This window comes from Scytonema sp. NUACC21 (genome assembly GCF_054684315.1).
The window spans coordinates 78,888-104,681 of the sequence record NZ_BAAFZH010000092.1; the positions used below are offsets into that span (position 1 = coordinate 78,888).

Sequence of the window (25,794 nt, forward strand, 5' to 3'; positions counted from 1 at the left end):
GAAAACAACTGAAAGTTAACAGTTAACCGTTGACTCGTGACCCCAGAGTCTTAAACAATCATTCGTTCTAAAGCTGAGAGATCGGGAATACATATAACGTCTTGCTCGCGTCTAATTAGACCTTTTTTTTCTAACCTTGTTAATACCCGTGTGACAGTTTCCCTCGCTAACCCACTCAAACTGCTTAATTCCCGATGGGGTAAGTTAGGAATTTCTGTTCCTGCTTGAGCTTTCTTACCCTGTCCTTCAGCCAGAAAGAGTAACGTATCCGCCACTCGCGATTGGCTGTCAGACTCTCGCAATCGCAAACGCCGATTGACTTGGCGCAATCGACGTGCCATCAATTGTGATAATCGAACCCCTGCCATCGGTTCTGTGTAAAGCAACTTGAGAAAATCTTGTGATGGCATACTACCAATTACTGTAGAAGTCAGTGTAATCACATCAGTGGAGCGAGGTACTTCGTCGAGAGCAGCCATTTCACCAAATAATTCCCCTTTTCCAAGAATATTTAGCGTTACTTCTTTACCCTCTAGATTATAGGTACGAATTTTAACCCAACCCTCAATGATAAAATACACAGAACCGCCCCAGTCATTTTCTAATAGAATAACTTGATTTGCTGGGTGAGTGCGGGTCACAAGATGGGTGAGAGCAGGTTCTACAACTGTTTCCGGCAGCCCCTGAAAAAAGGGAGCCAAGTTCATCCAGGAATTGCCAGGTGCTTGTACGCTATACCTTTCTTCCATTACAACATCTTCAGTGTACTGTTAAGCAGCAAAATATATATAGTGCCTCTGTAAGCATAAGCTATGAAAGCACAACCCAGGAAATATAAAGCTAAATTATGTTACACGATATGGCGGGCGAAAAAACTTTGATAAAGAAATTTACCCAATATTAAGCTGCTACGCATTTTACCTCCCTATGTAGCCAAGAAAGTTCGCCTGGAGGGATAGGGACGCTACAACCGCTATTACTTAATACTCCCCATACGTAACATAGTAGAAAAATTCTACTAGATAATGTTCAAGATAATTTATTTTTGCTAACCTAAAATACTTAAAAGCCACTAGAGACCCGTTATGGCAGCATCATCAGCCACCCAGGCACAAGCGAAAGAACCAGTGAGGGACGGGAGATCCGATACACTTGCCGATTAAAAGCACTTTTTGTGTACCTAAGTTGCACAGAACTGCTAAGCTAATGTCTCAAAGTAGGCACATTTTTAACACGTATTGATAGACCCCTATCTAGTGAATAACATAATTGCAACAGTTGTACAAATTCATATACCACCAACTTTACAGTTCTAGTCAAGGTAAATAAACGTGACTTCCCGGTTAACAGAAACTCAAAACTTAATTGCAGATATTGACCGCTTACTGACTAACAAGCGCCTTTCTAGGTTTCTCAACAGTCAAGCCTCAGAACCACGGCAGATTTTAGAACAACTTCGCGGTTTCTTGATGAGATTGGCCCAGAGTGATGAGCGCGATGCGGAAGCAGCTGCCAGTAGCGGCAGCGAGCAACAAATACAGCAATCCCGTTTGCTGGCGAGATTTGCCGGACAGGAACATTCCCCATCTCAGCCAAACGAACTTCAACAGGAAGGAGGTACTCCTGTTGTTAGGGGAGAAGAAAATAATCAATTTTCTGCTTTTTTGGCACCTTTGCAAGCAGAATTGCAAGCGCTGCTGCAAGAACGGACAAATCTTGTCGAGGAAATCAGGCAATTAGAACAAAAGCGGCTGCATAACTACTCCTTAGCCCAACAATTGGCAAATCAGGAGCAAATGATTTCAGAATTTTTGCAGGTGCTCAAGAGCCGTCTTGTCTCTAATACAACACCTCAAATACCGGAAACTGTTACAAATCCTCAGGAAAAGCAGATTCCAACAAATACTGAAACTGCTTCTGCTACGCCTAGTGCTAGTAGCTATGTGCAGCAACAAACTGCTTCCGAACAACCTTCACTGGAGTCACTCGATCGCGTCGAGCAGATTTCAAGACTTGCTCGGGAGCTGGATCAAAAGATACTAGCACTTGATGGAACGGTGAATGTTGTGTTTGACTCTCTTCAACGCAATATTCACACATATCATGAGTCTTTGTCGCAAGCCCTTTCAAGAATGCACAGTCAAGGAGTGCAGGGAGAACAGTTACTCACAAGCCTAATTAATAATTTGACAGAGCATTTACAGGAAGCGACTTCTGAGAGACAATCATCTTCCATACACGATGTCCAAGAAGAAACCCCAAAGCCGCCCCTGTCCCAACAGCTGACTCCTGAGTTACCCCAACCCAAGCAAGTAGAAAGTTTGCCCTCACCCACAATTATTAATCCACAAGTTAGCGATCGCGAAGATGAGGATACTGCTACCACAACAAATTTAGATGGGGTACTTTCTCCACTCAATCAAGATACCCAAACACCCTCAGTTACTACCGATAATTTACCACCGGATAGCTCTGAGTTAGGAAGTGATGAAGTAGACCAACTGTACGCAAGTTTATTTGGGAACACAGCAGTAGATGAGGTAACGGATGTCACAAGTGCCGGAACAGTCACTCAAAACATTGCTCATGATAATGTATTGAATGTTACCTTAATTGAAACAGCCACTCAAGATGTAGCTACCGATGAAGTAAAGGATGTTACGTCCACTGGAACAGTCACTCAAGATGTAAGCACTGATGAGGCATCAGACGTCACAACTACGGGAACAGTAATTCCAGATGTAGCTAGCGATGAAGTAACGGATGTCATAGGTACGGAAACAGTCACTCAAGATGTAGCTACTGCTGAAGTATCAGATGTCACAGGTACGGAAACAGTCACTCAAAATGTAGCCACCGATGAGGCAACAGGTGTAAAGGATGATTTAGCTGTTGATACCCCGATTACACCTGTGATTAACCAAGCACAACCAGAAGTTGCCTCTCAGGAAGGCACTGTGGAGACCAAGCAAGTCAAGAAGTTCAAAAACTTTTTAGACGATTTATTCATCGATGTCACACCGTACCCATTCATCAACACTTCACTACTTAGAACAAATCCACTTCCAAAAGTTGTTCCGCCAGAAGTGACTTCTGAGGGAAAGGGGTCAACAAACTTCATAGATGAGTTATTCATGGATGTCAGGTCATCCCCATCTACCGCAATTCCACCACAGACAACAAATCAACAAAATTTAGATTCAGAAACTTTCCTGCATGAAGTGGTTTTTGAAGCACCGAATGTCCCAACGGATCTGCCAGCAGATGAAGTAAAAGGTGTAACGGATGAGTTATCTCTAGATAATACAAGTTTACCAGCAGACCAAACAAATCAAGAGCAGTCTGATGATTCTGCTGCTTCCATACCAGATCCTTGGATGGAAAGTGCGGTTTCTCACGTTTTAGAGGGCAGCCATACTGTCGCTGGGGATAGACAAGACGTTCCTGTGGAAAATACTGGTATAGATATTGTCAGCGATGAGGCAGACCTTCTGGTTGATATACCCCCAAGTGCTGATACAATTTCAGCGCTAACCGATTTGTTGTCTGAGATAAATGAAGGTGAACAATCAATTGAAGTATCATCTTCTGAGAGCTTAGCAAGTACAGGGGTTGTTACCTCAGCAACTCAAGCTTCACTCGTTGTTGTTGACAATCGCGATGTAGATTCTTCCCAAGAAATCTATACTCCTGCTTCTTTAGCAGAAAATTTACTATCACAAGAGGAAAATAATCCTTCAGAGGTAGCTGATATTTCCTTAGAAGAAGCACAGTTACAGCAATTGGAACAGGATTTGGCTAGCTTTGATGGAGAACTCAATTCTCTGTTGCAGCCTTTAAATGATTTAGACAATCGAGAAAAAACACAAAGTCGGCTGATTCCTCAAGAAGCACCATCACCAGCAGCTGAACCTGGTTCAAGTGCAGAAAAAGAATTGGTGGCGGAAACTGAAAAAAAAAATGAGGCTACTCAAGAACAACTGGTAGGTTCTTTAGTTTCAATTTCTCATTCAACCAATGATACAGAAGTGACACTTGATGCAGCTAACTCAGTTTGGTATTTAGGAATTGATTTGGGAACAACAGGAATTTCTGCTGCACTGTTGAATCGCTCCACAACAGAGATTTATCCTCTTTACTGGACGGCAGAAAACCAACCAGAAGCAACTTCTAAAACTAAATCGTTTCGTTTACCAGCAGAAGTTTATTTACCAACAGCTTCTGTCAGTGTTGGGGAAACAGAAAGCTTACCACAAGAACAAACAACATCTACGGCTGTGACTGAAGAAAAGTTACCTGACGCAGAGGCGGCAAATTCTCAAACCCTTGCGACTCCTACCCACAATCTCTTCTCTGCACAGTTAAAACCCTATCTACAAATAGCCCTTCCGTACAAAAACGAACGGCAAAAATGGGAACCAGTTTTGCAGTTAAATGAATTTTCCACTGTTCCTTTAGTTTGGGTTGTGCGATCGCTCTCAAAATTACTGCTAACATTAATGGCAGATCGTAGCAGCACAACATTAGGTTTAACAGCAGCGGCTGTTGGAATTGACCAAGAAGTTTTCCGCAGCATTATCAGTCATCTGACTGGTGTGATTTGTACTTGCCCATCTAACTGGTCGGAACAGTATCGCTTTAATATTAGGGAAGCCATACTAACAAGCAAACTGGTGCAGCACTCACAACAAGTCTTCTTTGTAGAAGAAGCGATCGCGTGTTTGCTGTCAGAACTTGATGGTGCTAGCGGTGAAATTGTCAAGATAAAAGGTCGCCAAGGTTCCCGCCTTGCAAAAACCAGCGATCGTCCTTTGATGGGCAGCACTCTTGTCATCAGTATTGGGGCTGATGCAACGGAAATGGCGCTGGTAGATTTGCCAGAAAATTTGGAAGACTTAACTCATAATGACTTTATGCTCCACGGCTTTACCTATGCTGGTAAAGGAGTCGAGCAAGATATCATTTGCCAGTTGCTGCTGCCACCAAAATGGCGACAACCACGCACTAACAACCAAGGAGATAGCAAAACCGTAAGTAGCAACCCTTGGCACTGGCAACCAGCCGTTCCTGGGTTGGATCAAATGCAGTTTTCCAGCTTGAGTTTAGAAGAATTCAACCTTCCCCGACCGGGAGAACCCGATGTGGTTGAGCGTGTACGCCTGCAACAGAGGTTGGAAAGTTCTTTGCTGGGAAAAGCAGTTGTCGATGCAGCAGTTGCGCTGAAGCTCATTCTACAACATCAAGAATCTTTTACCTTAGAACTGGCAGACCAGCGATGGGTATTACACCGGCGAGACTTGGAAAGCCATGTGTTTGTCCCCTTTGTCCGTCGTCTCAATCGAGAACTTAATCGATTGTTGGTTGCTAAAGGTTTGCCCACAGAAGGAATCAATCAAGCTATCCTAACTGGCGGGGTCGCTTCTTTGGGCGCAGTAAGTCGCTGGCTGCGGCAAAAACTACCTAATGCCAGAATTATCCAAGATTTGTATCTTGGTGAAAACGGCTCTCCCAGTTGCAGCCGGGTTGCTTATGGTTTGGCTGTGCTTCCCCTGCATCCTCAAGTGTTAGAAGTTTCCAGACAACAGTACACAGACTATTTTCTGTTTACTGAATTACTGCGAATTTTGCCAACTCGACCCATATCTTTTGGTGAAGTTATTCAGTTGTTTGAAAATCGCGGTATCAACACCCGCAACTGTCAGCAACGCCTGCTGGCTTTCCTAGAAGGTGAACTTCCTCCCGGTTTAATTCCTTCTAGCCTCCAAGCTACCTGGCTGACTCAAACTTCATCTGAAAATCCCGATTATAAGGCGATCGCTGCTGCACCAATTTTTGAAAAACAAGGAAGTCTCACCTATCGTCCCAATGCTCAACAACTGCAGTTAATTGCTCGCTATCTGAATACCATCAAAGCAAGTACTCGGCAATCACTAGATGAGCCCTACACGGTTAATTTTGCTTTAGGAGTAGTTCAGTAACAAAAAAGCCGGTTTCTTCATGAAATCGGCTTTCTTACTATGTATTAATTTCTTTTAAGAAAGCCAACTAACCTTTGACACCGCTACCAGTTTCTGTCGGAACAATGTAGCGTTGTAAAAACAGAAATAACACCAATACTGGGGCAATAGAAATGACCGACCCAGCTGCTACCAATCGCCAATCCAGAGAAAATGTACCGACTAGCTTTGCTACACCTAACGGAAGAGTGTAGAGGCTTTCATCTTGAATAACAATTAGGGGCCAAAGAAAATCACTCCAAGAACCCGGGTAAAGACTTATCATTAAGGCAGAGGGGGAGAGGGGGGGAGAGGGAGAGGGGGAGCGAGTTTTCTGGTTTTTGCACAGATTGTTTAATCATAACTAATTAACCGGACTTAATATGAATTAACCTTACAGTGGTGTATCAACTGGAGCATCGGTATAGAAATCATAGAAAACCTTGTGAGACGCGCCATGGCACGTCTCTACTGTATTCTAGATTTAGCAACCCATTGGAAACCCCTCTTTTCCATGCCTATGCGATAGTGGAACTGTTCAATACAGATACAATCATCTATGCATAGCTACCAGCTGAAACTAGAAGGTGAGGTGTTACGAGTTGGATTTAATCGACTTTTACCAGCTCAGGGCGATCGCATTGTGCGCGATGCTCTAGAATTGTTAGAAATGATGATTGACTCTCAGCAAATTAAGGGAGGCGAGTGCATCCTCATTGATGGACCGCAATCTGTTCCTGTAGCTTATATTCTCTCCCACAGACTAGCTCACCTATATGAAGTAGTCGCCGTTCTTGACCCCAAAATCGGCAGAAAGATTGACACACCAAGTGGCGCAGTCAGATACAAAAATTATATAGTAACCATTTCTCATGGCTCCTCAACATATCAAGTAGGGGATTTAATTCAAACAGAAGAACCGCAACAAGAACGATCTATCATTAAAGTGGTTTTGTGCGGACCACCGAAATCAGGCAAATCTTGTTTGCGAGATGGTTTAAAACGGGCGATTTTGGCCAATCTGGGCGCACCTTATCCCTATGTAATTACTGCTTGTCCTGATGGAGAAGGCTCATGGCATCAAGAAACTTATGAAAATAATCAGCCACTAGCCCAAGATATCAAACCTGTGAATAAAGCAGATGTTACCCCAGAATTTGCCCAAGAAGCAGCCCAGTGGGTCAAAAGTGCTAATCAGTTACTCAATATTATTGATGTGGGCGGTAAAATTTCACCAGAAAACGAGACAATTATGCAGCCAGCCACTCATGCAGTTATCTTGTCAGGAGATACAAGCAAGTTTGCTAAGTGGGAAAAATTTTGTCAGCAGCTTGGACTGAAGATTGTTGCTAAGATTCACAGTCAGTTAGATGCAGTTGAAGATCGGGTAGATTTCGTTGATGAGTGGAAGCAGAGAACAAGCGAACTGTTACAGCAAGCCCCATTACTCAGTGGTAGCGTGCATAAGTTAGAACGGGGGCAAAATGTATCAACTCGTCCGATGGTACAAGCGTTAGCTGAGATATTGATTCATTTAACGAAATGTTAAGTATTAAGATATCCTAAACTGTTGTCCAATTGTGACAAAAACGGCTTGTTTAGAGAGTATTATTTCGTAATACTTATCTTAACTGCAATTTTCTCTACCGCAAATATAATTGTTCGGTCTTTTGCACTGAAATATCCTGGTCTATGACGAACCAAATTTACACTGCAATCACCTTCGCACCCGTTCAAGGATTTATCGAGAAATCGCGTAAATTACGTGACTTATATGGGAGTTCCTATTTACTTTCCTTTTTGGCTTGGGCAATTTGTTATGTTGCTGAACGCAATAATTGTTCTGTTGTGTCACCAGCTCTACCCAACGTAACACAAGGAATGCCAAATCAAATTATTATTCAGGGAGATTTCAAAAAAGAAGATGCCAAATTTGCCTTAAATACAGCTTGGGAATGTGTAACGGAAACTTGTCGTGAGTGGATTGAAGAACAAGTTGAATATCGAGTTGATGGGACAAAATGGAACTATCAATCTTGGGAAAGAGTTTGGGGATTGTGGACTAAATATGCTTGGGAATTTTTCTGGGTTCAAGGAAAACCTGGTGAAAGTATTAGCGCTGTTCGTCAACTGTTGAATGAAAAAAAACGCTCCCGTGGCTGGACTGGGATAAACTGGCAAGGAGAAAGCTCTACACTTTCGGGTGCAGATGCAATTGCTTACCCCGGACTTGGTATTCATGAACCAAAAAAATATAATTACCAAGCAGAAAAAACAGTTGTTGCTGAGTTTTACACACAACTAAGTCAGAAATTAGGAGAAAGTTTTATTCATGCGATGGGCTTCGAGTTTTCAGATGCTAGTAGACTTGAGCGCCGCCAAGAATACGGGGAATCTTTTATTGTTGCTAATGAGGAACTCAGCGTTCCAGAGTTGGTGAAACGGTTAATTACACATCTTGCGATCGCACAAAGATTAATCGCACGATTTCAACAGCTTTTTGCAATCGACCAAACCCAGCTTGCAGCAATCAGCAAACAATTTCAAGAGTTATCAGAAGACCTCAAACCCAATTCTTTTAAAGATATCAGCCGACTTAATGAAGACAAGCAAATTGATGATAGCTATCAGCTAGTACGAAATCGGCTACCTTACCAAGGTTGGTTTCAAGGAGATGGTGACAAAGCTGGTAATTACCTCAAAAGTTTTGCAGATAATAAATCAGAAGAAGCAAGCCAAATAAATAAGTTTAGCGAATTAATGCGGAACTGGGGTAAGGACTTTAAAGATTACTTTAAAAATCACCCGCCCGAAGATTGTCGTGTGGTTTACGCCGGAGGTGATGATTTTTTAGGCGTTTTTTATGAAAAAAAACAAACAGGTGAATTGAAACCAAAGCGTTGTGTTGATTTCTTCTCTACCTTCAAAAAAGAGGTGTGGGATAAGAATAATAATCAACCAGAGAAAAAACCAATTACTGTCAGTGTTGGTTTTGTCTGGGCTGCGCCTGGTATCCCGCAACGCGATATATTGCAACATTGTCGTGAGGCGGAGCAATCTGCAAAAGCTAAAGGACGCGATCGCATCGCCTTCCGGGTGCTGTTCAATAACGGTAATTACTTAGAATGGGTGTGTCCTTGGTGGATATTAGAAACAGGGTTGCTGGCGAGTTATCGCGATCGCAACGGCAATTCAGGAAAAGAAAAACAAAACTGGACGCATATATATAATGATGTCGCTGTTTTAGAATCCCGTCATGTTTTTAAAAAAGATAATACCACAGAAAAAGATAATACCACAGAAAAAGATAATACCACAGAAATAGCCTTAGGGCTGTTAGAGATTTATTTCCCAACGCAGGTATCTCTTGATGGCAAACGTCAAGAAAAACAACTAGCCAAAAATACAGAACAAAAATCCTACTGGCGGGATCTAATAGCACAACAGGACAACTGGTGGAATCTCTATGATGCCAAAGAACAACCAATCAAAACCGGAATTTTAGGCGATCGCAAAAATTACTGCAAAAATGGTACCTCAGAAATAGATACTGTCAAAGTCAACCAAGCACTCAATCACTGGATTATTAACCTTGCTAAAGTGGGATTTCACCTATGTCAGCAATAGAAGCGTCGAATTCTGCTACACAATCAAAAGATTCTCATCGCCCGCCATTCAAATATCTCATAGCAATCGAACCCCTGGGTTTACTCTATGGTAGTGCAGGAAAATTTCTCTCACCTGAAAATTTAGTCGGGCGTTCTGGTAGTTATTTTCCTCCCAGTGCGGCTACTTTATCAGGTTTATTTGCCGCTGCCTATACAGATACAGAAATTCAGGATTTACAGTTAGCTGGTCCTTTCTGGGGAAATACAGATGAGTTAACGCCAACCGAGCAAAACTTTTATGTCCCGACTCCACACAACTATTTAGTTAAAGATGGCAAAATCAAGCACAAATTAACTGCAGTATTTCAGTACAAAGACGCAGAAGGCGACAATATTTACCACTGGTTGGATGAGAAAAACAAAAGCCCAGTAGATAAATTTGAAGGTAATACTTGGTTAGCAATCAATCAGTGGGATGAAGCCAAAGAAGTGAAAAAAAATCCTTGGGAGTTTTTACGCCACTTACATCCACGCCTTGAACTAGATGAACGGCGTGTTATGAGACAGACAAACGAGCGAGAAGCAACGCAGGGAAGTTTGTTTCTAGAAAACTCAGTGCAAATGGAACCCGGTAGTTGCTTAGTTTACCTTTCCAATACCAAACTTGAGCCTGGTTGGTATCGCTTTGGCGGTGAGGGACATATAGTAGATGTCAGCTGTCAAAACATAGCTGAAAATATCACAACTTTACTCAATCGCAGAATTGAAAACAGTTTTGCCCTCATTACTTCAGCGGTTTGGGGTTCTAATCGTCTATCTTATCGAGAACCTGTTTATTTGCAAAAAGGCGATCGCCAAAAATATGCACAAGAAAATCCAGAGAGTCACGAGCGAAAAGTTTGGTCAGTAGAAGCCCTGCTCACGGAACGTCCCATCCCCTTTCGATACCGCTTGGGAAATCGCGAGCAGTTATCCGAACGCAACGAACAGGATTCTCAACCGCCAAAACTCTTGTCTCGCGGACGTTATGCTGTTCGTGGAGGTAGTGTCTATGTTGTCAAAGAGCCAATCAATTTATCTTGGCAAGAATGGCCTGATGACTGGTTCCCTAAAGAGGGTCCCTCTTTAAAACGTTGGGGATGCGGTTTAGCACTACCTTTACCAAGTGCGATCGCTTAACCTTTCCTAGTATAAAATTCCTCTCTGCCCTGTAGCGCGAACTTTTATATCAACATAAATCATGGAGTAGTGTAAATGTATCAAAAAGCCTACGGTATTATTGAAACCTTAGCCCCCCTGCATATAGGTGCAAGTGCAGGAGAAGAAACAGGTAATCTCAACCTGATTTTCCGCGATCAATTTACTCAAACTGGGATTATTCCTGGTAGTTCAATTCGGGGTAGATTTCGTGCAGATATGCGTCAAAAAAAAGGTAATGTAGAAGATTGGTATGGGAAAGATGCCAAACTAGGACAACCAGATAGCACCAGTGAAGGCATCATCAAATTTGAATACGCTTCTATCTTGTGGCTACCCGTTTACTGTCCCAATCAACCAGTAGTGCGGGTATCTTGTCCTGCTTTACTCAAGCGATATCAAAAGCTAACTGGCAAACCACCACGTACTTTTGAACCTTACAGCTATTACGGGAAAAAATCCAGCAAAACCTTATTTTTTAACTTAGGATTTTTACACTTAGAAAATGAGGATAAAACACTGGCGGAATATATACCAGAGAATGTGGCTGATAATAGTTACCTCCTGTTAGTTGTTGAAGATACAGATATTTCCATGATTCACGACATGGCACTTTACCGCCAAAGTCGGGTTGCTCTTGATGAGAAGCAGAAAAAAGCTAAGGGAGGAGCATTTTTTAATGTTGAAGCACTCCCAGAAGGAACAGTGATGGTTTTTCCTATTGCACTACGCAAAACCTTTAAAGAGCAACCTGTTAATTGGGAAGATTTTATCAAAGAAACTAGCATGAACAAACCGAAAGAATTGTATTTTGGTGGATTAGAATCTGTAGGTTTTGGTCGTACTGAAATCACAATTAAATTAGTAGAAAATTCACAAGGATAAAAATCAAATGACACAATCGCAAACACCTCAGAAAAAAGGCTGGCAACCATATAATCTCGATTACGATGCCCAAAGATTAGTGTTACAAAATCGTAATAGTAAAGATGTCTTGAATGAATCTCACAAAATGCGAATGGCAGTAGCCTACGGGTTAGAGAGATTTTGGGGAGAGCATTTAAGGCTGGGACGAGAGAAACCAGCCAAAGGCAAATATTGGAAAGCTGTTTGGGATAAACTTGCTGAGATTTTGCATCAAGCAGATATTACTCTGCCTAATGATGATGTTAGTTCCAAACAAAATGACCGGAAGAAGAGAGAAGACGAAGAAACCAAAAAAATTCAAGAGATGGCGCAAAAAATCTGGTCGATGCCACTAGAACATCAGCGAGTTGCCCTCATGGTATTGACTCAATTATGTGATGCTTTAGTTTGGTGGACTCAGCGATACAAAATTAAAGGTGATGAATAGCGTATACAATTCCCTCCCCTTTATAAGGGGAGGGCTAGGGTGGGGTATTTTTGTAAGTGTTTATCCGGACATGATATAACTCACCAGCCAAAGGTTTTGATGGTGAGAATTTGTTAAAAATCAAATCAGATTGCGATAGTTCAACTCTGTATAAATTAAGGAAATGGCTATGATTCGAGGGCTGGGAGACGCTGCAAAAAAACTAGGCATTGCAGTAGTAGAAAAAGGACAAACTCCAGGTAACAAAGGTTCAAAACCTCAAGGTAATTCTCCACAAGAGAAAAACTTAGAACAGATTCCAATGATGTATCGCGCTCAGGTGTTAGGACGTTGTAGTTTACAATTTGCTGGAAATAACGCAGATTTAGAAAAATGGCGGGAAGAGTGGGTTTATCCCAATTCTCAAAACAACAATCAACCTCGCTATCAACACCGCGAACCTCAACTTGGTTTAAATGGTGAAATCTATCGCATCAAAATCCAATTTCCTTTCCGACTGTCGAGTAACTGCGGTCAGGATAGCATCCTTCGTCCTGTCTTGGGGAAAAATGGCATACCAATTATACCTGGTAGCAGCATTAAAGGTTTATTTCGACGTGCTTGCAACCTACAGCAAGCTGTCAAGTATTGTGGAGACGATAAACAGCTAATTCCCGGTAGCTTGCGCTTTCATGGTGCTTATCCCATCAATGATTGGGCTGGGACGAAAAAGGTGACTGTACGCAGACAAGGAGAAAATATTTCTGAGACTCGCTACTGCATAGTCGATGTCATCCATCCTCAACAAAAGCGTCAAGTCGAAGATGAAGATTCGCCAAAAGCACTGGCGATGATTAGCCTTTACCAACCCACTCTCATTTTTGAATTGAGTAGCACAGATCCCGATGTTAAATGGGAAGAAATTGAGACAATTTTAAAGCAAGCAGTACAACAAGGTGTGGGAGGTAAAACTAGCACTGGTTACGGTTTAGGAGGACATACCCCAAATCAATCTCCTAGTTTACCTAGTTACCCGTTAAACGTTTCCTTAAAAGGAATTGGTGTCAGTCCATTATTGCGGAGTGATGAACCTGAGTTCCGTCCTAATTTGTTCAAGGCGACTTTAAGGGGACACGTCAAACGATTATTAGGAGGGGTATGCAATAGTGGAGATGCTATTAAACAGGCTGAAAACAGTTTTTTTGGCAGTTCGGAAGCCCCTGGTATTGTTCAAATTCTCTGGGAATCTCAAATAGAGACATACAACAATCAAGGTAGCAATCCCACTTATGAAACAACTGGAATTTTGCACATCAATGCGCCCCAACGTGACCTAAGATTCCTCGAATGGGTGCTCAAGTTTGCTTTCATTATGGGTGGGTTTGGGAAGTCATGGCGTAGGGTTTTTCACAAAAAATTTTACTCTGATTATGTTAAGCGTAAAGGCATAAATATTGGTTGTCATTGGGAATCTTCTGACTCTAGTCGGTTAAATATTAAAACCTCCGCTGATTTGCAGGAATTCTTAGCAAATTTATATCAGGTTTGCTGTCAACGTTTAGGTTCTAAACCACCTCAAGCAATGAATTGGAGAGAAGCTTGGCACCCGCAACGTGTTGCAGTTTACTGTAAAGTGGTTAATAAATCGGAAGTTGTTGAGTTATTTCATAATGAAACTTTTAAAACAACTCCCGCAATTGGAGGTAGAAATCAAGGTGATAAAAGACCTTTTTTTGTTAGCTCAGTCTGGCATCGAATGTTACCGATTGACAGTAGACAATATTTGGAAATTGTTACAGTGTTTCATGGCGATCGCACATCCCAGTCACCTTGGCAACATAGAACGGAAGGAGACCAACTTAAACCCTTCATCGCAAGATTAGAGCAAGCACAATTAAATTTAGTTTGGGGAACAAAACCAAGTTTTAACAATTGAAAATCCTCTACTAAGTGGGTTGGCATGAAAAAAGGTAACTGGGAATGGTTGTCCTTAGTCATTTGTCATTTGTAAGTTACGTAGGGTGGGCACCGCCCACCACCCCTCATGCCCCTCTCCTTAATCCTTGGCTTGCTGATTATTCTCTATTGTCCGTCGCACAAAAATAACAATCAGGGGTTTCTAAATGCTCTATATTAGTTTTGTGCCAAACAGAACGAGGAAACTCATAAATCCAATCAATCCCAGCATCTAAATTTAGAAAACCGCTCACCATCCCGTGAATAACACCCACGCCTGTGCTAGCACAAATGCTATTTAACCAAAAAACTGCGGGATCGTTGATTCCTTCCAAATAACCTGCACCAGCAGCAATTTGATTAATCTCCAGAGGTGCAGATTCTAAAGCTGCTCTTTGCAAACTAATAATGTTACCACACATTAAACACCAGCCACCTCCCAACGGCGGAACGGTAACGCGACAGTACATCCGTAGTGTATTATCTGATTTTTTAATATCTATGTGAGTCCCAAGACAAACTAAAGGACGCATATATTCTAATGCTAATTCCTGGGCAATTTTGCGAGAAAGGTGATTATCTGTAGCCACGACAATTAAATCTGAAGCAGCAATTTCTTGTTTGGCTAAGCCATTTTCGATTGATGTGGGTATGGTTTTTACACAAGAACCTGTTCGATAAATTTTCTTAATTAAGTACTTGACATAATCTACTTTGTACCATTGCTGCTCAACCATTTTTTGTGTAGCCCCAGGCATTCGATTTAAATTAACTTGTTCTAAACGGTCTGGGTCTATTAATACCCAGTTTTTCACACCTAAACGACCCAATAATTCTGCAAATATTGAACCAATACCACCACAGCCTATGAGAGTAACTTTGAGTTGATTAAGCTGTTGTTGACAAATATCGCCGAATATCTTTTGGCGCATAAATTATCAGAAACGGGGGGAGATGAAGAGATAAGGGAGACAAAGGGGACAAAGGAGATGAGGGCGATGTAGACGCGTAGAAGCTTCCCGTAGAGTGGAAAACAATCAGACGCAGAGAAATAACAAATAACAACTGACCACTGACAAATCACTCATCACTGTTAATGGCGTGACGTGCGGTAATAAATAATGTCGTTAGATTATGTCCTTTATCAACTTGATTGCTGGGTTTCCAAGAATTGAGCCAGACTTCTCGATTAAATCCTCCACCGAGTCCCACACAATACCAGTACCATCCGCGATCGCTTAAAAAGGGCGCTCCATAGTAGCTTTGTCTGGTAAAGTGATGGTCTCCTTCTCCGGTGGTAGTCCAGGGATAGTTAAGATAGCAGCCAATTGGGGGGAGTCGGGGATAATCTGGCGGTAACAAAAATAAAATATCAGTGTTAGAAACAGTGAACTTTTTCGATGATAATGGCATTCCTTTAACTAAAACAGCCGTATATTTCATGTCGCCAACAGTCTTACTACCAACAATAATATTTTTAGCGACTTTTTCTAAAAGCTTGAGTTCTTCTAAAAGTCTTGCAGTTGGTTGAAATCCTGATTTATCTTGATTGATTGTGATTGTCATACTTCACCGTAAATCCGAAATTGAAACAAAATACTAAGCTAGAAAATACAAGATTTTTTTGAATTATGGGCAATTACAGACAATAATAAAAACTTGATTTGGATATGGCTTGTGATTGCCCACCACAGTCTTACTCAGCTAATGTGCCAGCAAAAACAAAATCTCAACTCGAAAATTCTAAATTCGAGAGCCTTTAACAATTTTGGGAACCGTCCATACTTTTGAACCTTCTTTGAGTGCTTCTGTATTTTTCAATGGTCGAGTACCACCAAAACCTTCTTCCATCACATCATCATTACCAATTTCTGGGAGTTTAGCTCTTAAATCTTGTACTGTTGCACCTTCTGGTAAATCAACTAACTTTCCATTAATAACTGCTCTCATTTTCTGTCCTCCTCTTAACGAAAAGTAAAATCTTGATATTTAGCTCGTAGTAGCGCTTTAGCGCATGCATCGCAACTACTAAGCACTAACAAATATTTACACCGACTTACATTGACAGATAAAGTTCGATGAATTCTGCATATTTGTAAGGTTTATTTTTCTGGTATGTAGGTTGATTATTCATCTCAAACCAAAAGTAAAAACCGAATAAGCCAATTATGGTAAACACATTAATAATTACAAATTGGCTGAATTTTCTATTTGTGGCGCTTTCTAAAGAATTCAATCTTCTGTCTAAGTTATGCAAATGCAGTTTAACAGTATTGATTTCTTGTAAATTCTTGGGATGTTGTTGCTGAATTATGGTATTAACTTGTGATTCTAAATGTTGGCAATGCTGAATCATTCTTTGTGTTTGTTGCGTGATGCCGTCTAACTGGTTTGCTTCCTGATTAATTAGTTTTCCATTAATTGTTCGCATGGTTACCTCATGAAATATTTTTGAACTAGTACCAAATGAATCAAAAATAAGTAAGTCGGTGCAAATAAACATAACGAGGTCAAGAAATATTAACCCGCTCTCCAATCTACTTGCTACTAACTACTAACCACTAACAACCCTTTTAGATAGTTAGGCTTTTTCACACTTATCTACTTCCTTAATCAAATACATTAGAATTACCAATTCGATGGTAATTTTGATGACCATTTTGGGCATTAAATTTATCAAATACCTCAATCAAATCAACAACACTATTGGCAGCATTTTTTAATTCATTGCCCAAAGATTGTTCTACAGAAGCAACTTCAACACGCATCCCACGTCTTCTGAGTTTTTCGGCTAAATAAGCAAAATCAGAATCGCCTGTGACCAAAACAACAATGTCTGGTTGAACTTCTAAAGCGAGTTCTATTGCATCCATCGCCATGACGACATCTACATTGGTTTCATAATCATCACCTTTCGCTTTACCTTCTTTAGCAACGACCAAAAAACCATTAGTCTTAGCCCAATAAATGAATTTTTCTTTAGTTTTTCGCTGCTCTTCAAATCGTTCTCTAGCTGGTGGTAAGCCAACATAAATTACCATTTCAATGAGTTCTCTTCCTTCTTTGGGATCGGCTAGATATTCCCGAATTTTGTGCCAGTCTATTTTTCTGTTAAAGCTTTGTGCTGCTAAGAAGGTGTTATCACTGTCTGCAAAAATCATGACGCGACGAGTTGTTGGCATATATTTCACTTGGTGAACTTGGCTGTGCGTGTATGTCGATTATTAAAACCTATGCTTGGAAAGAGTGTTTTCCCCGTTGAACCTTGGATATATGAAATCTTGAAAATGAAGTACACCATACAAATTGCCAAGTACACTCGGTTCGGAATTATCTACTTCCATGAGTTTGGTAGCTTTAGGTTATCAAAATTACCGACTCGAAAACAAAGATTATGATAAAACTAGCTCAAACAATTTCGATTACAGCCACTATCTCTGTTGGATGTATTATTACTGGAACTTGGAGCAATCAACCTGTGCTGCAAGAGATGGGTAAGGTGGCTGGACTGGGTGCTATTTCTACAGGAGTATTGTTGAAAATTCAGTCTTTAGAAGCAGAGAAGCAAAAACAGTTAAGCAAATTTCAGCAAGAAAATATTTCTTTGCAAGCTAAACTTGCTGAAACACAAACTGAACTCACTAAATTGGATAAGAAAATTCAGCTACATAATACTCGTCAGCGTCTTTCTGTGTCTACTCTTCAAAAAATACAGCATCAACAACAAGTTATTTCCAAAACTGTTGCCAATTTTGAGCAAAAGTTAGCCAATAGTGAAAAATCTACGGATTTTAAAACTAATAATTTAAAGTCAAAGCCAAATTTTAGTTCTGTGAAAACTATTGCACAATCTTCAGAACCGATGACTCACGTTTATATTGATGGTAATAATTTAAGTTTTGCCATCGATAGTTTGCAAATTGAACTTAATTATGATGCTTTGCGGATAGAACTCTCTCAAAACGCTGTTCGTACTAATTTTAAATTTTATACTGGCGTGCATTCCCAGATGAGTGAAGGTCAACAGCGGTTTCTGGCTTATTTAGAGAAACTACGTTATGAAGTTATTAAACTACCGATTTTATCTCGCTCTGACAGCCAAACTTTCAAAACTGTTGGTGACGATGTAAAAATTGTGGTTGATATGATTAGCGATGTTAAAAATGGTGATTGTGTTATTCTTGTCAGTGGCGATGGCGATTTTATTCCAGCAGTGACAGAAGTTCAGCGCCGTGGTGCAAAAGTCACTGTAGTTGCTAAAAAGAAAATGTTGAGTGAGCAACTAGCGCAAATAGCTGATGAGGTTATTTATTTAGATGATATTCAATACAATATCGCTAAATACCGCAAGTTAGTGGCTTGACTAATTTATAGCGATGTTATTCGTAAAATTAAAACCCTCCAATTTATGGAGGGCTTTTTTATGGCCAAATAAGTTTTGTAGTTTCCAACTAATCCGATTTGACCCAGTCGGTAGGGAAGAATCAGAAAAAGCTGCTAGCAAACAACTATATAGTTTCCAACTAATCCGATTTGACCCAGTCGGTAGGGCAGATAAATCAAAATATATTAGGAGAAAACCGAAATGTTTCCAACTAATCCGATTTGACCCAGTCGGTAGGGTCGAGAAGGGCGACATCGCCTCGATCCTCACGTGTTTCCAACTAATCCGATTTGACCCAGTCGGTAGGGGCGCAGTGGCTTCTCTCTTACATCCAGAACTACGGGTTTCCAACTAATCCGATTTGACCCAGTCGGTAGGGTTGGTTTGTCTGGAACTAGCGTTCTTGCCCAGGATGTTTCCAACTAATCCGATTTGACCCAGTCGGTAGGGTTTGCAAACGCTAATCCTGTTGCAATCCTTGTTTCCAACTAATCCGATTTGACCCAGTCGGTAGGGGTGACATAAGGCAAAAGATCAATTCAAATTTGGAGAAGTTTCCAACTAATCCGATTTGACCCAGTCGGTAGGGGTTTTATCGGGAGAAAAGCTCTTCCCTCACACCACGTGTTTCCAACTAATCCGATTTGACCCAGTCGGTAGGGCGAAATAACAAACTACAACATTTCGGCTGACAATAAGTTTCCAACTAATCCGATTTGACCCAGTCGGTAGGGGATATTTACTTCCGTGTTTGGAAGGAAGAGCGACAAAGTTTCCAACTAATCCGATTTGACCCAGTCGGTAGGGAAATTATTGACGAACCCCTTGACCAACTTGAGCAAGTTTCCAACTAATCCGATTTGACCCAGTCGGTAGGGGAGATATTAACTCCTGAGCAAGGTCAGCAAACACTAGGTTTCCAACTAATCCGATTTGACCCAGTCGGTAGGGGCTCTGCACTCGCAGATGCTAACTCTAGTAGTGATCAGCGTTTCCAACTAATCCGATTTGACCCAGTCGGTAGGGGACTTGAGTCCTCTTCTTCGTCAAGGAAGCACATGGGGTTTCCAACTAATCCGATTTGACCCAGTCGGTAGGGTATGCTGGCATCAAACACAGGAATCTTGGCAATTAGGAGTTTCCAACTAATCCGATTTGACCCAGTCGGTAGGGTTCCTTCAATGAAAGGAGTATTAGCGTTAGGAAGTTTCCAACTAATCCGATTTGACCCAGTCGGTAGGGATTGAATGGCTCGGCACCATGTTAGGAGGGTATAACGTTTCCAACTAATCCGATTTGACCCAGTCGGTAGGGAGTTCGTCCAGGAGCCTTTACCCAGTAAGGGTTCTAGACCCCAAATCGACGCACCTCTCAAATCATTATAAATCAGCAGTGAAAATTGACCAATACCCATAGCTCAAACCCTTACCCTGTAAGCCATCGACGCACCTCAACGAAAAATATAGGGTTTCAGCGATCCACCGAGGTGCGTCGATAAACTTCTGAAACTGTCCCACGAATGTGCCCAAAACCTAAATAACATAGTACTTTGGCAGTGATTTGGGAGATTCACCACCGATAGTTAACACCCTTGACCGAATTACGAATTGGAGCGAAGTTGTAAGGGCGAACAACCGTATGCCTACGAGCGTCCGCACGCGCCGCGTTGGCGCAGCCTGTCCGCAGGACATACTGCCTCACAGTTAGGTATACTTCACCCACATAAAAAACGCTATATTCAATAAATTTGTCAAATAGGCAGCTTGCAGCAATTAGCAAACAACTTTAAGAGTTATCAGAAGACCTCCAACCCAATTCTTTTAAAGATATTAGCCCACTTATATTTAGATGATATTCAATAGATATCTCCAGAAATCATGTAAGGGCGAACAGCCGTTCGCCCCTACCAAGGGTTTTGATGAACGCATAATGAATTTTCGGAGATGTCTAATACAATATCGCTAAATACCGCAAGTTAGATTTCCTTCAAAAGCTTGTTTCCATTGCTTTAAATGAAGTTTCCAACTAATCCGATTTAACCCAGTCGGTAGGGCCGATCAAGCATCAGAAGAAGAGCTTTTAGAGTTACAGTTTCCAACTAATCCGATTTAACCCAGTCGGTAGGGGCCTCGGTAATGCTGCTTTATCCTGACAGGTAAGAAACGTTTCCAACTAATCCGATTTAACCCAGTCGGTAGGGTACTTGCTCGCATATCCATTAGAGGCAAGAGATTTTGTGGTTTCCAACTAATCCGATTTAACCCAGTCGGTAGGGTCAGCTACTAGAACTTACTTTCACCAGTGGAACTTCAAGGTTTCCAACTAATCCGATTTAACCCAGTCGGTAGGGTTAGCAGGAGGAGATTTCAATTGTTCATTCAATGGTTTCCAACTAATCCGATTTAACCCAGTCGGTAGGGTTTTTCTTCTGTTGTTAATGCATCTGAAAAAGAAAGTTTCCAACTAATCCGATTTAACCCAGTCGGTAGGGATGAGTCTATTGCTCTCCTTGAGCAAAGAATTCCAAAAGTTTCCAACTAATCCGATTTAACCCAGTCGGTAGGGTCTCCTCGTCTGTAGAAGAAAAAATTCAACAGTACAAAAGTTTCCAACTAATCCGATTTAACCCAGTCGGTAGGGAGTTCGTCCAGGAGCCTTTACCCAGTAAGGTTTCTAGACCCCAAATCGACGCACCTCTCAAATCATTATAAATCGGCAGTGAAAATTGACCAATACCCATAGCTCAAATCCTTACCCTGTAAGCCATCGACGCACCTCAACGAAAAATATAGGGTTTCAGCGATCCACCGAGGTGCGTCGATGAACTTCTGAAACGTTCCTAAGAACTGACATCTTGCACCTTCTCAACAACGGGGTGGTGGGCAGTGCCCACCCTACGAAAGAATCAGCTTTTTGGGCTTTGATTTTTGCAATAAGGCGATGCTGCAAGATATGAAAGAAGCTTATTTTTGACTGACGTGCTCTAACACGGTAATTGCTCTGTCTAATTCCTGAGTTAAAAAACTTGTTCCAGTTTCTTGATAGATAGACAACAAACTGCGATAGTACCAGAGTGTTCCTTCTTTACCGCCTTTAAATTTATGCCAAACAGCTTCTCCTTCGCGATACCAGTCGGCTAAAGTTGAACGAATATTGTGCAATTTATCAGCTTGCGAAACTCGTCGGACTTCTGGAGAAGCAGAACGCATTTTTTCTATATGTTCTTGTTTGCGCTGTTTCCAAGGCGGTTTGGGAATGACTTCTGAGTCAGTACATCCATCAACAATAGTGACTACTTTTTCGCCAAATAGTTGACGAATTTCTTCACGAGTTTTGGCTCCTCCTTGGTCTTCTATGGCATCATGAAGTAAAGCTGCGATCGCTTCATCTTCATCACCACCATCTTCTAATACTAATGCTGCTACACTCAACAGATGGCTAATATAGGGAATATCACTACTTTTTCTCACTTGATGAGCATGGAGTCTGGTTGCATAAACTAAAGCTGACTCAAAGCGCGAGCTTAATTTTGATTGTGTTGGTGTATTTGCACTCATCTATTTTCCTGTGGTTATTGATGTTGACTTTAATTTTGATAAAGTTTCCAAGTTGCTTGGATGTCTTTTGCCATGCGTGAGCGTAATTCTCCAGGCAATAATACCTCTACATTTGGACCCCAAGCTCGTAAACGCATAATGACATTGTTATCATTCTGGCGATATTTAGCTTTGTAATAAGCATCCTGGGGGAAGCGCTGCACAATTTCGACTAAATGTTCTTCTTCTGATGAATTCTTTGCAGATTTTTGAATTAGCTCAATTATCTGTTTTGATGATTTTATCATTGTAAATGTTTCATGGCGAAAAGTATCTTTAATGTAGGAGTCATGAAAATTGCGGTGAAAGCGAAGCAACATTAAACAAGCGGGCTGATAAAAATCAAACCCCCACACTTTTTTAATAGCTTCTTGAACTTCCCCAGGTTGAGGTAGATGATTGTTGTGGTATTTGTCCAACAAAAACTGTGGAACACGAGTATCTGACCATTCTAAGAATTCTTCAGATTTAATCCGTTCCAGACGATAGCTATACCAGTTGATATTTCCATCAGGGCTGATACCATAAGCACAAAGATATTTAGCACGTTGAACGTAGTAAATACATACAGGATAGGTCAGACACTCTCTTTCACCTATACGAGCGCTGCAATAATTAAATAAGATAGGTTTTATTTCATCTGAACGCCAATTGTCTTGTAATTTTTCTTGAAAATCATCGGCTTCAATTTGAATATCTTCAGGAACAACATAATCAACGTGTAAAAAAACTCGGCGAGTTCCAGCTACTTCCAAAGAAATTTTATTAGCAATAGGAGCTAGCTTGGGATCTAGGAATGCGATCATGTCTAAAGCCTGAGCTAAATCAGCTAATTCAGTAGTATTTAAGTTGAGGTTACTCATTACATAATCTTCAGTTTGTGGTTGCGGAATTTCTTCTAAAATCCAGTGAGGTAACTTCTCAACCCGCTCAAGAACATTTTGTTTTTTAGATAAAGAATATTCCAATTTTAAACAATGTTTCTCTTTGAGAAAATTAATGTCATTTTGAAGAGTTTTACGAGTTTTGGCAAACAGAGGTTCTTTTAATACCTGCTGCAATATGTTTTCTGGAATGACTATATACTTTTGTAAATTTTGTTGCCATTGCACAACGGAAAAACCTAAAAAAATTATCCAGTCTTTGGTAGTTTTATAACAGGGGCATTGAGGATTATGTGGTTTTTTAATATCCTCAATTTTTTCCAACGACTTACCTTGGGGATGGTTGGATTGATGAGGGGGTTGTAACTTAAAAAATTCTTGACACCACTCATTAAATGTTAATCCTTCTTCCGACTCTACATTATATTGTTGTTCTCCATCTCCGTAAAACCAGTTAATCAATCTCCATCTCCGCATGGCAGTGACTAAATTTTGGCTTTGATTGAGCGGAGCATCGATTAAATTTTGTAAAAGTCGATAGTCAGGAAATAAGGGAAATGCTTTTAAGTTAGACATAGGTGACTTTTTCAAAACCGTCATTCTAATTTAGCAACTCTTTGGAAACCTCCTTTTCCAAGACAGCTATTTACAGAATTAGGAGGAATCAGGGTTTCCCAAGTGATATCATGTCCGGGTAAAGACTTATCATTAAGGCAGAGGGGGAGAGGGGGGGAGAGGGAGAGGGGGAGCGAGTTTTCAGTTAAGGATGATGTTGCTGTCATGGCAACAGGTCGCAGTGAGTACCCCAATCAAATCAATAACGTTTTGGCTTTTCCTGGTGTTTTCCGGGGGGCTTTGGATTGTCGGGCAGCAGCAATTACTACTAGTATGTACTTGGAAGCAGCAACTGCGATCGCCTCCTTAGTTAAACCCTCAGACCTTAACAAAGACCACATCATTCCTTCTGTATTTGACGAGAGAGTTGTGAGTGCTGTAGCAGGTGCCGTGCAAAGCGCTGCACGTCAAGAAGGTATTGCACGGAGCTAATTGCGATCGTATAGATGACGAACACGGATGTAAGCAGGTCTTATAAGTAATCGAGCGAGCCAAAACCATCGAGGTTGAGCTTCGTAGCACGGCGAGAGGCTCAACCGTACTTCAGGCGATGGATATAGGCGAGCGGTCTGTCCCTTTAGGGACAGTGATTGTTGGCTCAGGAAGCAAGTCTATAAGCTCTTCAATGACTTGCGTCATATTCTTGTCGTGCTCAACTGCATATAAACGCAGCTTATTTAAACGTCTATCTGATAAGCGTATTCTGATTGAATTATTCTTCATATGTATCACTATTGTTGCTACGTTAATGCTAGCATATGTTGAGTTGATTAAAACAAGGAGGTGATTAAATCTTGCTAGCAAACTATGTATATAAGCTGCGCCCTAGCATGACTCAACAATCGAAGATGAGTAGTTGGATTGATCTGCTCAGAAGTCATTATAATTGGTGTTTGAATGACAGATTGACTCAATATGCTCAACAATATATTCAAGGTGATTACTGCGATATTAGGACTAAGGCTGGAGCTTGTCCATTAACGTGTTTTGTTAGCAAGAATGGAGCTACAGGAGAACCTTGGAAAGATTCTAATCAAAAGAATCCTAGACGCGGTGCTGGAGATATTCAAATTACTGCATTACCAGAGTTAAAGAAAGCTAGACCCTGGTATTCTAGTATAGATTCAACAGTATTACAACAAAATATAAAACGTCTTGAAATAGCTTACAAAAACTTTTTTGAGGGGAGGGGTTTTCCTAAATTCAAAAATCGTTCTAACTTCACATCTTTTACGTATGTAATGGGTGTGAAAGTTGATGGCAGTAAAATCTATTTACCGAAGTTGGGATGGATGCGTTTTTATAATTCTCGTTCAATACCCAACGGATTCACAATCAAAGCTGCTACAATTCGTAAGCGTCAAGATGGCTGGTATGTTTCTATGAGAATTGAAGATAAAACCGTACCAGACTACGTTGCTAAACCTTTGACCGAGGTTAATAAAGTCATTGGTTGCGATTTGGGAATTACAAAGCTAGCTCATCTTTCTGACAACCACCAATTTGAAAATCCGAAGTTTTCAACCAACAAAAAAACTCAGCGTATCCTCAAGATTAGACAGAGGCGAGTTAGCAAGAAGTTAAAGGGGAGTAAAAACCGAAAGAAAACTGCTAAAAAAGTTGGGCTATTCCACAAGAAAATAACTGATAAACGACAAGCTTACCAGTGGAAGCTCGCAAATAAGATTGTTTCTAGAAATGTTGATGCTATTGCTGTAGAAAACCTCAATGTTTCTGCCATGAAACGTCGTTGTAAACCCAAGGTGGATGAGAAAACTGGTAGATTCTTAAAGAACGGACAATCAAGAAAGAAAGGTTTAAATCGCTCTATCTCTGATGCGGGTTGGGCTGAGTTAATTCTTAAGATTGAGTATCTGGCTGTGAAGCAAGGAAAAATTGTAATTAAGGTTAACCCAAAACACTCGAGCCAAAAATGCCGCAATTGCGGTCATATTGATGAGTCGAATCGTGATGGTGAGAAGTTCATTTGCACTCAATGTGGTTATATGACTCATGCTGATATTGGTGCTGCTAAAACCATCAGAGATAGAGCATTTTCTATAGTACGGGGGGACTCCTCGGAACTTATACGCCCGAAACAACGTCAGGAGACATCAGCACGCCCACGCGGCAAACGTGTTGAGCCTGGGAACCCTAGCGCGATAGGGATATAAAGAGCGAAATCTCTTTAGAATCCCTGACCCTTTAGGGCAGGGAGTGTCAAC

At 41.0% G+C, this 25,794-nt stretch carries 16 protein-coding genes, 3 pseudogenes and 2 CRISPR repeat arrays; of the genes and pseudogenes, 10 read left to right on the forward strand and 9 right to left on the reverse strand.

Annotated features, from left to right (window positions below):
• Positions 1-50: 50 nt before the first annotated feature.
• Entirely contained in the window at positions 51-749 is a 699-nt protein-coding gene (locus ACYRY3_RS25550; protein WP_460204434.1) for a Crp/Fnr family transcriptional regulator, read from the reverse strand.
• 582 nt (positions 750-1,331) lie between these two features.
• On the opposite strand from ACYRY3_RS25550, the gene ACYRY3_RS25555 reads away from it, so the two are divergent.
• Complete coding sequence (locus tag ACYRY3_RS25555) at positions 1,332-5,978, forward strand: hypothetical protein (RefSeq protein WP_460204435.1); 4,647 nt, start codon at positions 1,332-1,334, stop codon at positions 5,976-5,978.
• A 67-nt stretch (positions 5,979-6,045) separates the two neighbouring features.
• On the opposite strand, the pseudogene ACYRY3_RS25560 reads toward ACYRY3_RS25555, so the two are convergent.
• Positions 6,046-6,270 (reverse strand): annotated as a pseudogene (locus ACYRY3_RS25560) (carbohydrate ABC transporter permease); the annotation flags it as partial.
• 285 nt (positions 6,271-6,555) lie between these two features.
• Between ACYRY3_RS25560 and ACYRY3_RS25565 the strand changes: the two are divergent.
• The 6 genes from ACYRY3_RS25565 to ACYRY3_RS25590 all read left to right on the forward strand — a co-directional run bounded on the left by ACYRY3_RS25565 (position 6,556) and on the right by ACYRY3_RS25590 (position 14,070).
• Positions 6,556-7,545 carry a CRISPR-associated protein Csx3 gene (locus ACYRY3_RS25565; RefSeq protein WP_460204436.1) on the forward strand — a complete coding sequence of 330 codons (990 nt, stop codon included), beginning with the start codon at positions 6,556-6,558 and terminating at the stop codon, positions 7,543-7,545.
• A gap of 143 nt (positions 7,546-7,688) precedes the next feature.
• The gene (locus ACYRY3_RS25570) at positions 7,689-9,623 is read left to right on the forward strand and encodes a Cas10/Cmr2 second palm domain-containing protein (protein ID WP_460204437.1); all 1,935 of its coding nucleotides are present in this window, start codon (positions 7,689-7,691) and stop codon (positions 9,621-9,623) included.
• A complete protein-coding gene (locus ACYRY3_RS25575) occupies positions 9,611-10,783 on the forward strand; it encodes a type III-B CRISPR module-associated Cmr3 family protein (RefSeq protein WP_460204438.1) in 1,173 nt (390 codons plus the stop codon). Before ACYRY3_RS25570 ends, ACYRY3_RS25575 begins: the two co-directional genes overlap by 13 nt.
• A 75-nt stretch (positions 10,784-10,858) precedes the next feature.
• On the forward strand, positions 10,859-11,686 hold the full coding sequence (locus ACYRY3_RS25580; RefSeq protein WP_460204439.1) for an RAMP superfamily CRISPR-associated protein: 828 nt from the start codon (positions 10,859-10,861) through the stop codon (positions 11,684-11,686).
• A gap of 7 nt (positions 11,687-11,693) precedes the next feature.
• Positions 11,694-12,155, forward strand: a complete 462-nt coding sequence (locus tag ACYRY3_RS25585) for a hypothetical protein (RefSeq protein ID WP_460204440.1) — start codon at positions 11,694-11,696, stop codon at positions 12,153-12,155.
• A 163-nt stretch (positions 12,156-12,318) separates the two neighbouring features.
• Positions 12,319-14,070 carry an RAMP superfamily CRISPR-associated protein gene (locus ACYRY3_RS25590; protein WP_460204441.1) on the forward strand — a complete coding sequence of 584 codons (1,752 nt, stop codon included), beginning with the start codon at positions 12,319-12,321 and terminating at the stop codon, positions 14,068-14,070.
• Between the two features lie 139 nt (positions 14,071-14,209).
• On the opposite strand, the pseudogene ACYRY3_RS25595 reads toward ACYRY3_RS25590, so the two are convergent.
• From ACYRY3_RS25595 to ACYRY3_RS25615, 5 genes and pseudogenes are all read right to left on the reverse strand, one after another.
• A pseudogene (locus ACYRY3_RS25595) lies at positions 14,210-15,025 on the reverse strand (ThiF family adenylyltransferase); the annotation flags it as partial.
• A gap of 145 nt (positions 15,026-15,170) precedes the next feature.
• Positions 15,171-15,656, reverse strand: coding sequence for a hypothetical protein (locus ACYRY3_RS25600; RefSeq protein WP_460204442.1), 486 nt, complete (start codon positions 15,654-15,656; stop codon positions 15,171-15,173).
• A 177-nt stretch (positions 15,657-15,833) separates the two neighbouring features.
• Positions 15,834-16,040, reverse strand: a complete 207-nt coding sequence (locus ACYRY3_RS25605; protein WP_460204443.1) for a hypothetical protein — start codon at positions 16,038-16,040, stop codon at positions 15,834-15,836.
• A 106-nt stretch (positions 16,041-16,146) separates the two neighbouring features.
• Positions 16,147-16,521: a hypothetical protein gene (locus ACYRY3_RS25610; protein ID WP_460204444.1), complete on the reverse strand. Its 375-nt coding sequence runs from the start codon at positions 16,519-16,521 to the stop codon at positions 16,147-16,149.
• 178 nt (positions 16,522-16,699) lie between these two features.
• The gene (locus tag ACYRY3_RS25615) at positions 16,700-17,272 is read right to left on the reverse strand and encodes a LabA-like NYN domain-containing protein (protein WP_460204445.1); all 573 of its coding nucleotides are present in this window, start codon (positions 17,270-17,272) and stop codon (positions 16,700-16,702) included.
• A 212-nt stretch (positions 17,273-17,484) separates the two neighbouring features.
• On the opposite strand from ACYRY3_RS25615, the gene ACYRY3_RS25620 reads away from it, so the two are divergent.
• Complete coding sequence (locus tag ACYRY3_RS25620) at positions 17,485-18,453, forward strand: LabA-like NYN domain-containing protein (RefSeq protein WP_460204446.1); 969 nt, start codon at positions 17,485-17,487, stop codon at positions 18,451-18,453.
• Positions 18,454-18,533: 80 nt separating this feature from the next.
• Positions 18,534-19,789: direct repeats of the CRISPR family, unit length 36 nt; unit sequence GTTTCCAACTAATCCGATTTGACCCAGTCGGTAGGG.
• 702 nt (positions 19,790-20,491) lie between these two features.
• Positions 20,492-21,114: direct repeats of the CRISPR family, unit length 36 nt.
• Between the two features lie 323 nt (positions 21,115-21,437).
• On the opposite strand, the gene ACYRY3_RS25625 is transcribed toward ACYRY3_RS25620, so the two are convergent.
• Together ACYRY3_RS25625 and ACYRY3_RS25630 are read right to left on the reverse strand one after the other, a co-directional pair.
• Entirely contained in the window at positions 21,438-22,031 is a 594-nt protein-coding gene (locus ACYRY3_RS25625; protein ID WP_460204447.1) for an HD domain-containing protein, read from the reverse strand.
• Positions 22,032-22,060: 29 nt separating this feature from the next.
• A complete protein-coding gene (locus ACYRY3_RS25630; protein WP_460204448.1) occupies positions 22,061-23,530 on the reverse strand; it encodes a TIGR03985 family CRISPR-associated protein in 1,470 nt (489 codons plus the stop codon).
• A gap of 183 nt (positions 23,531-23,713) precedes the next feature.
• Between ACYRY3_RS25630 and ACYRY3_RS25635 the strand changes: the two are divergent.
• A pseudogene (locus ACYRY3_RS25635) lies at positions 23,714-24,001 on the forward strand (malic enzyme-like NAD(P)-binding protein); the annotation flags it as partial.
• A gap of 362 nt (positions 24,002-24,363) precedes the next feature.
• Positions 24,364-25,743: an RNA-guided endonuclease InsQ/TnpB family protein gene (locus tag ACYRY3_RS25640; protein WP_460204449.1), complete on the forward strand. Its 1,380-nt coding sequence runs from the start codon at positions 24,364-24,366 to the stop codon at positions 25,741-25,743.
• Positions 25,744-25,794: the final 51 nt, after the last annotated feature.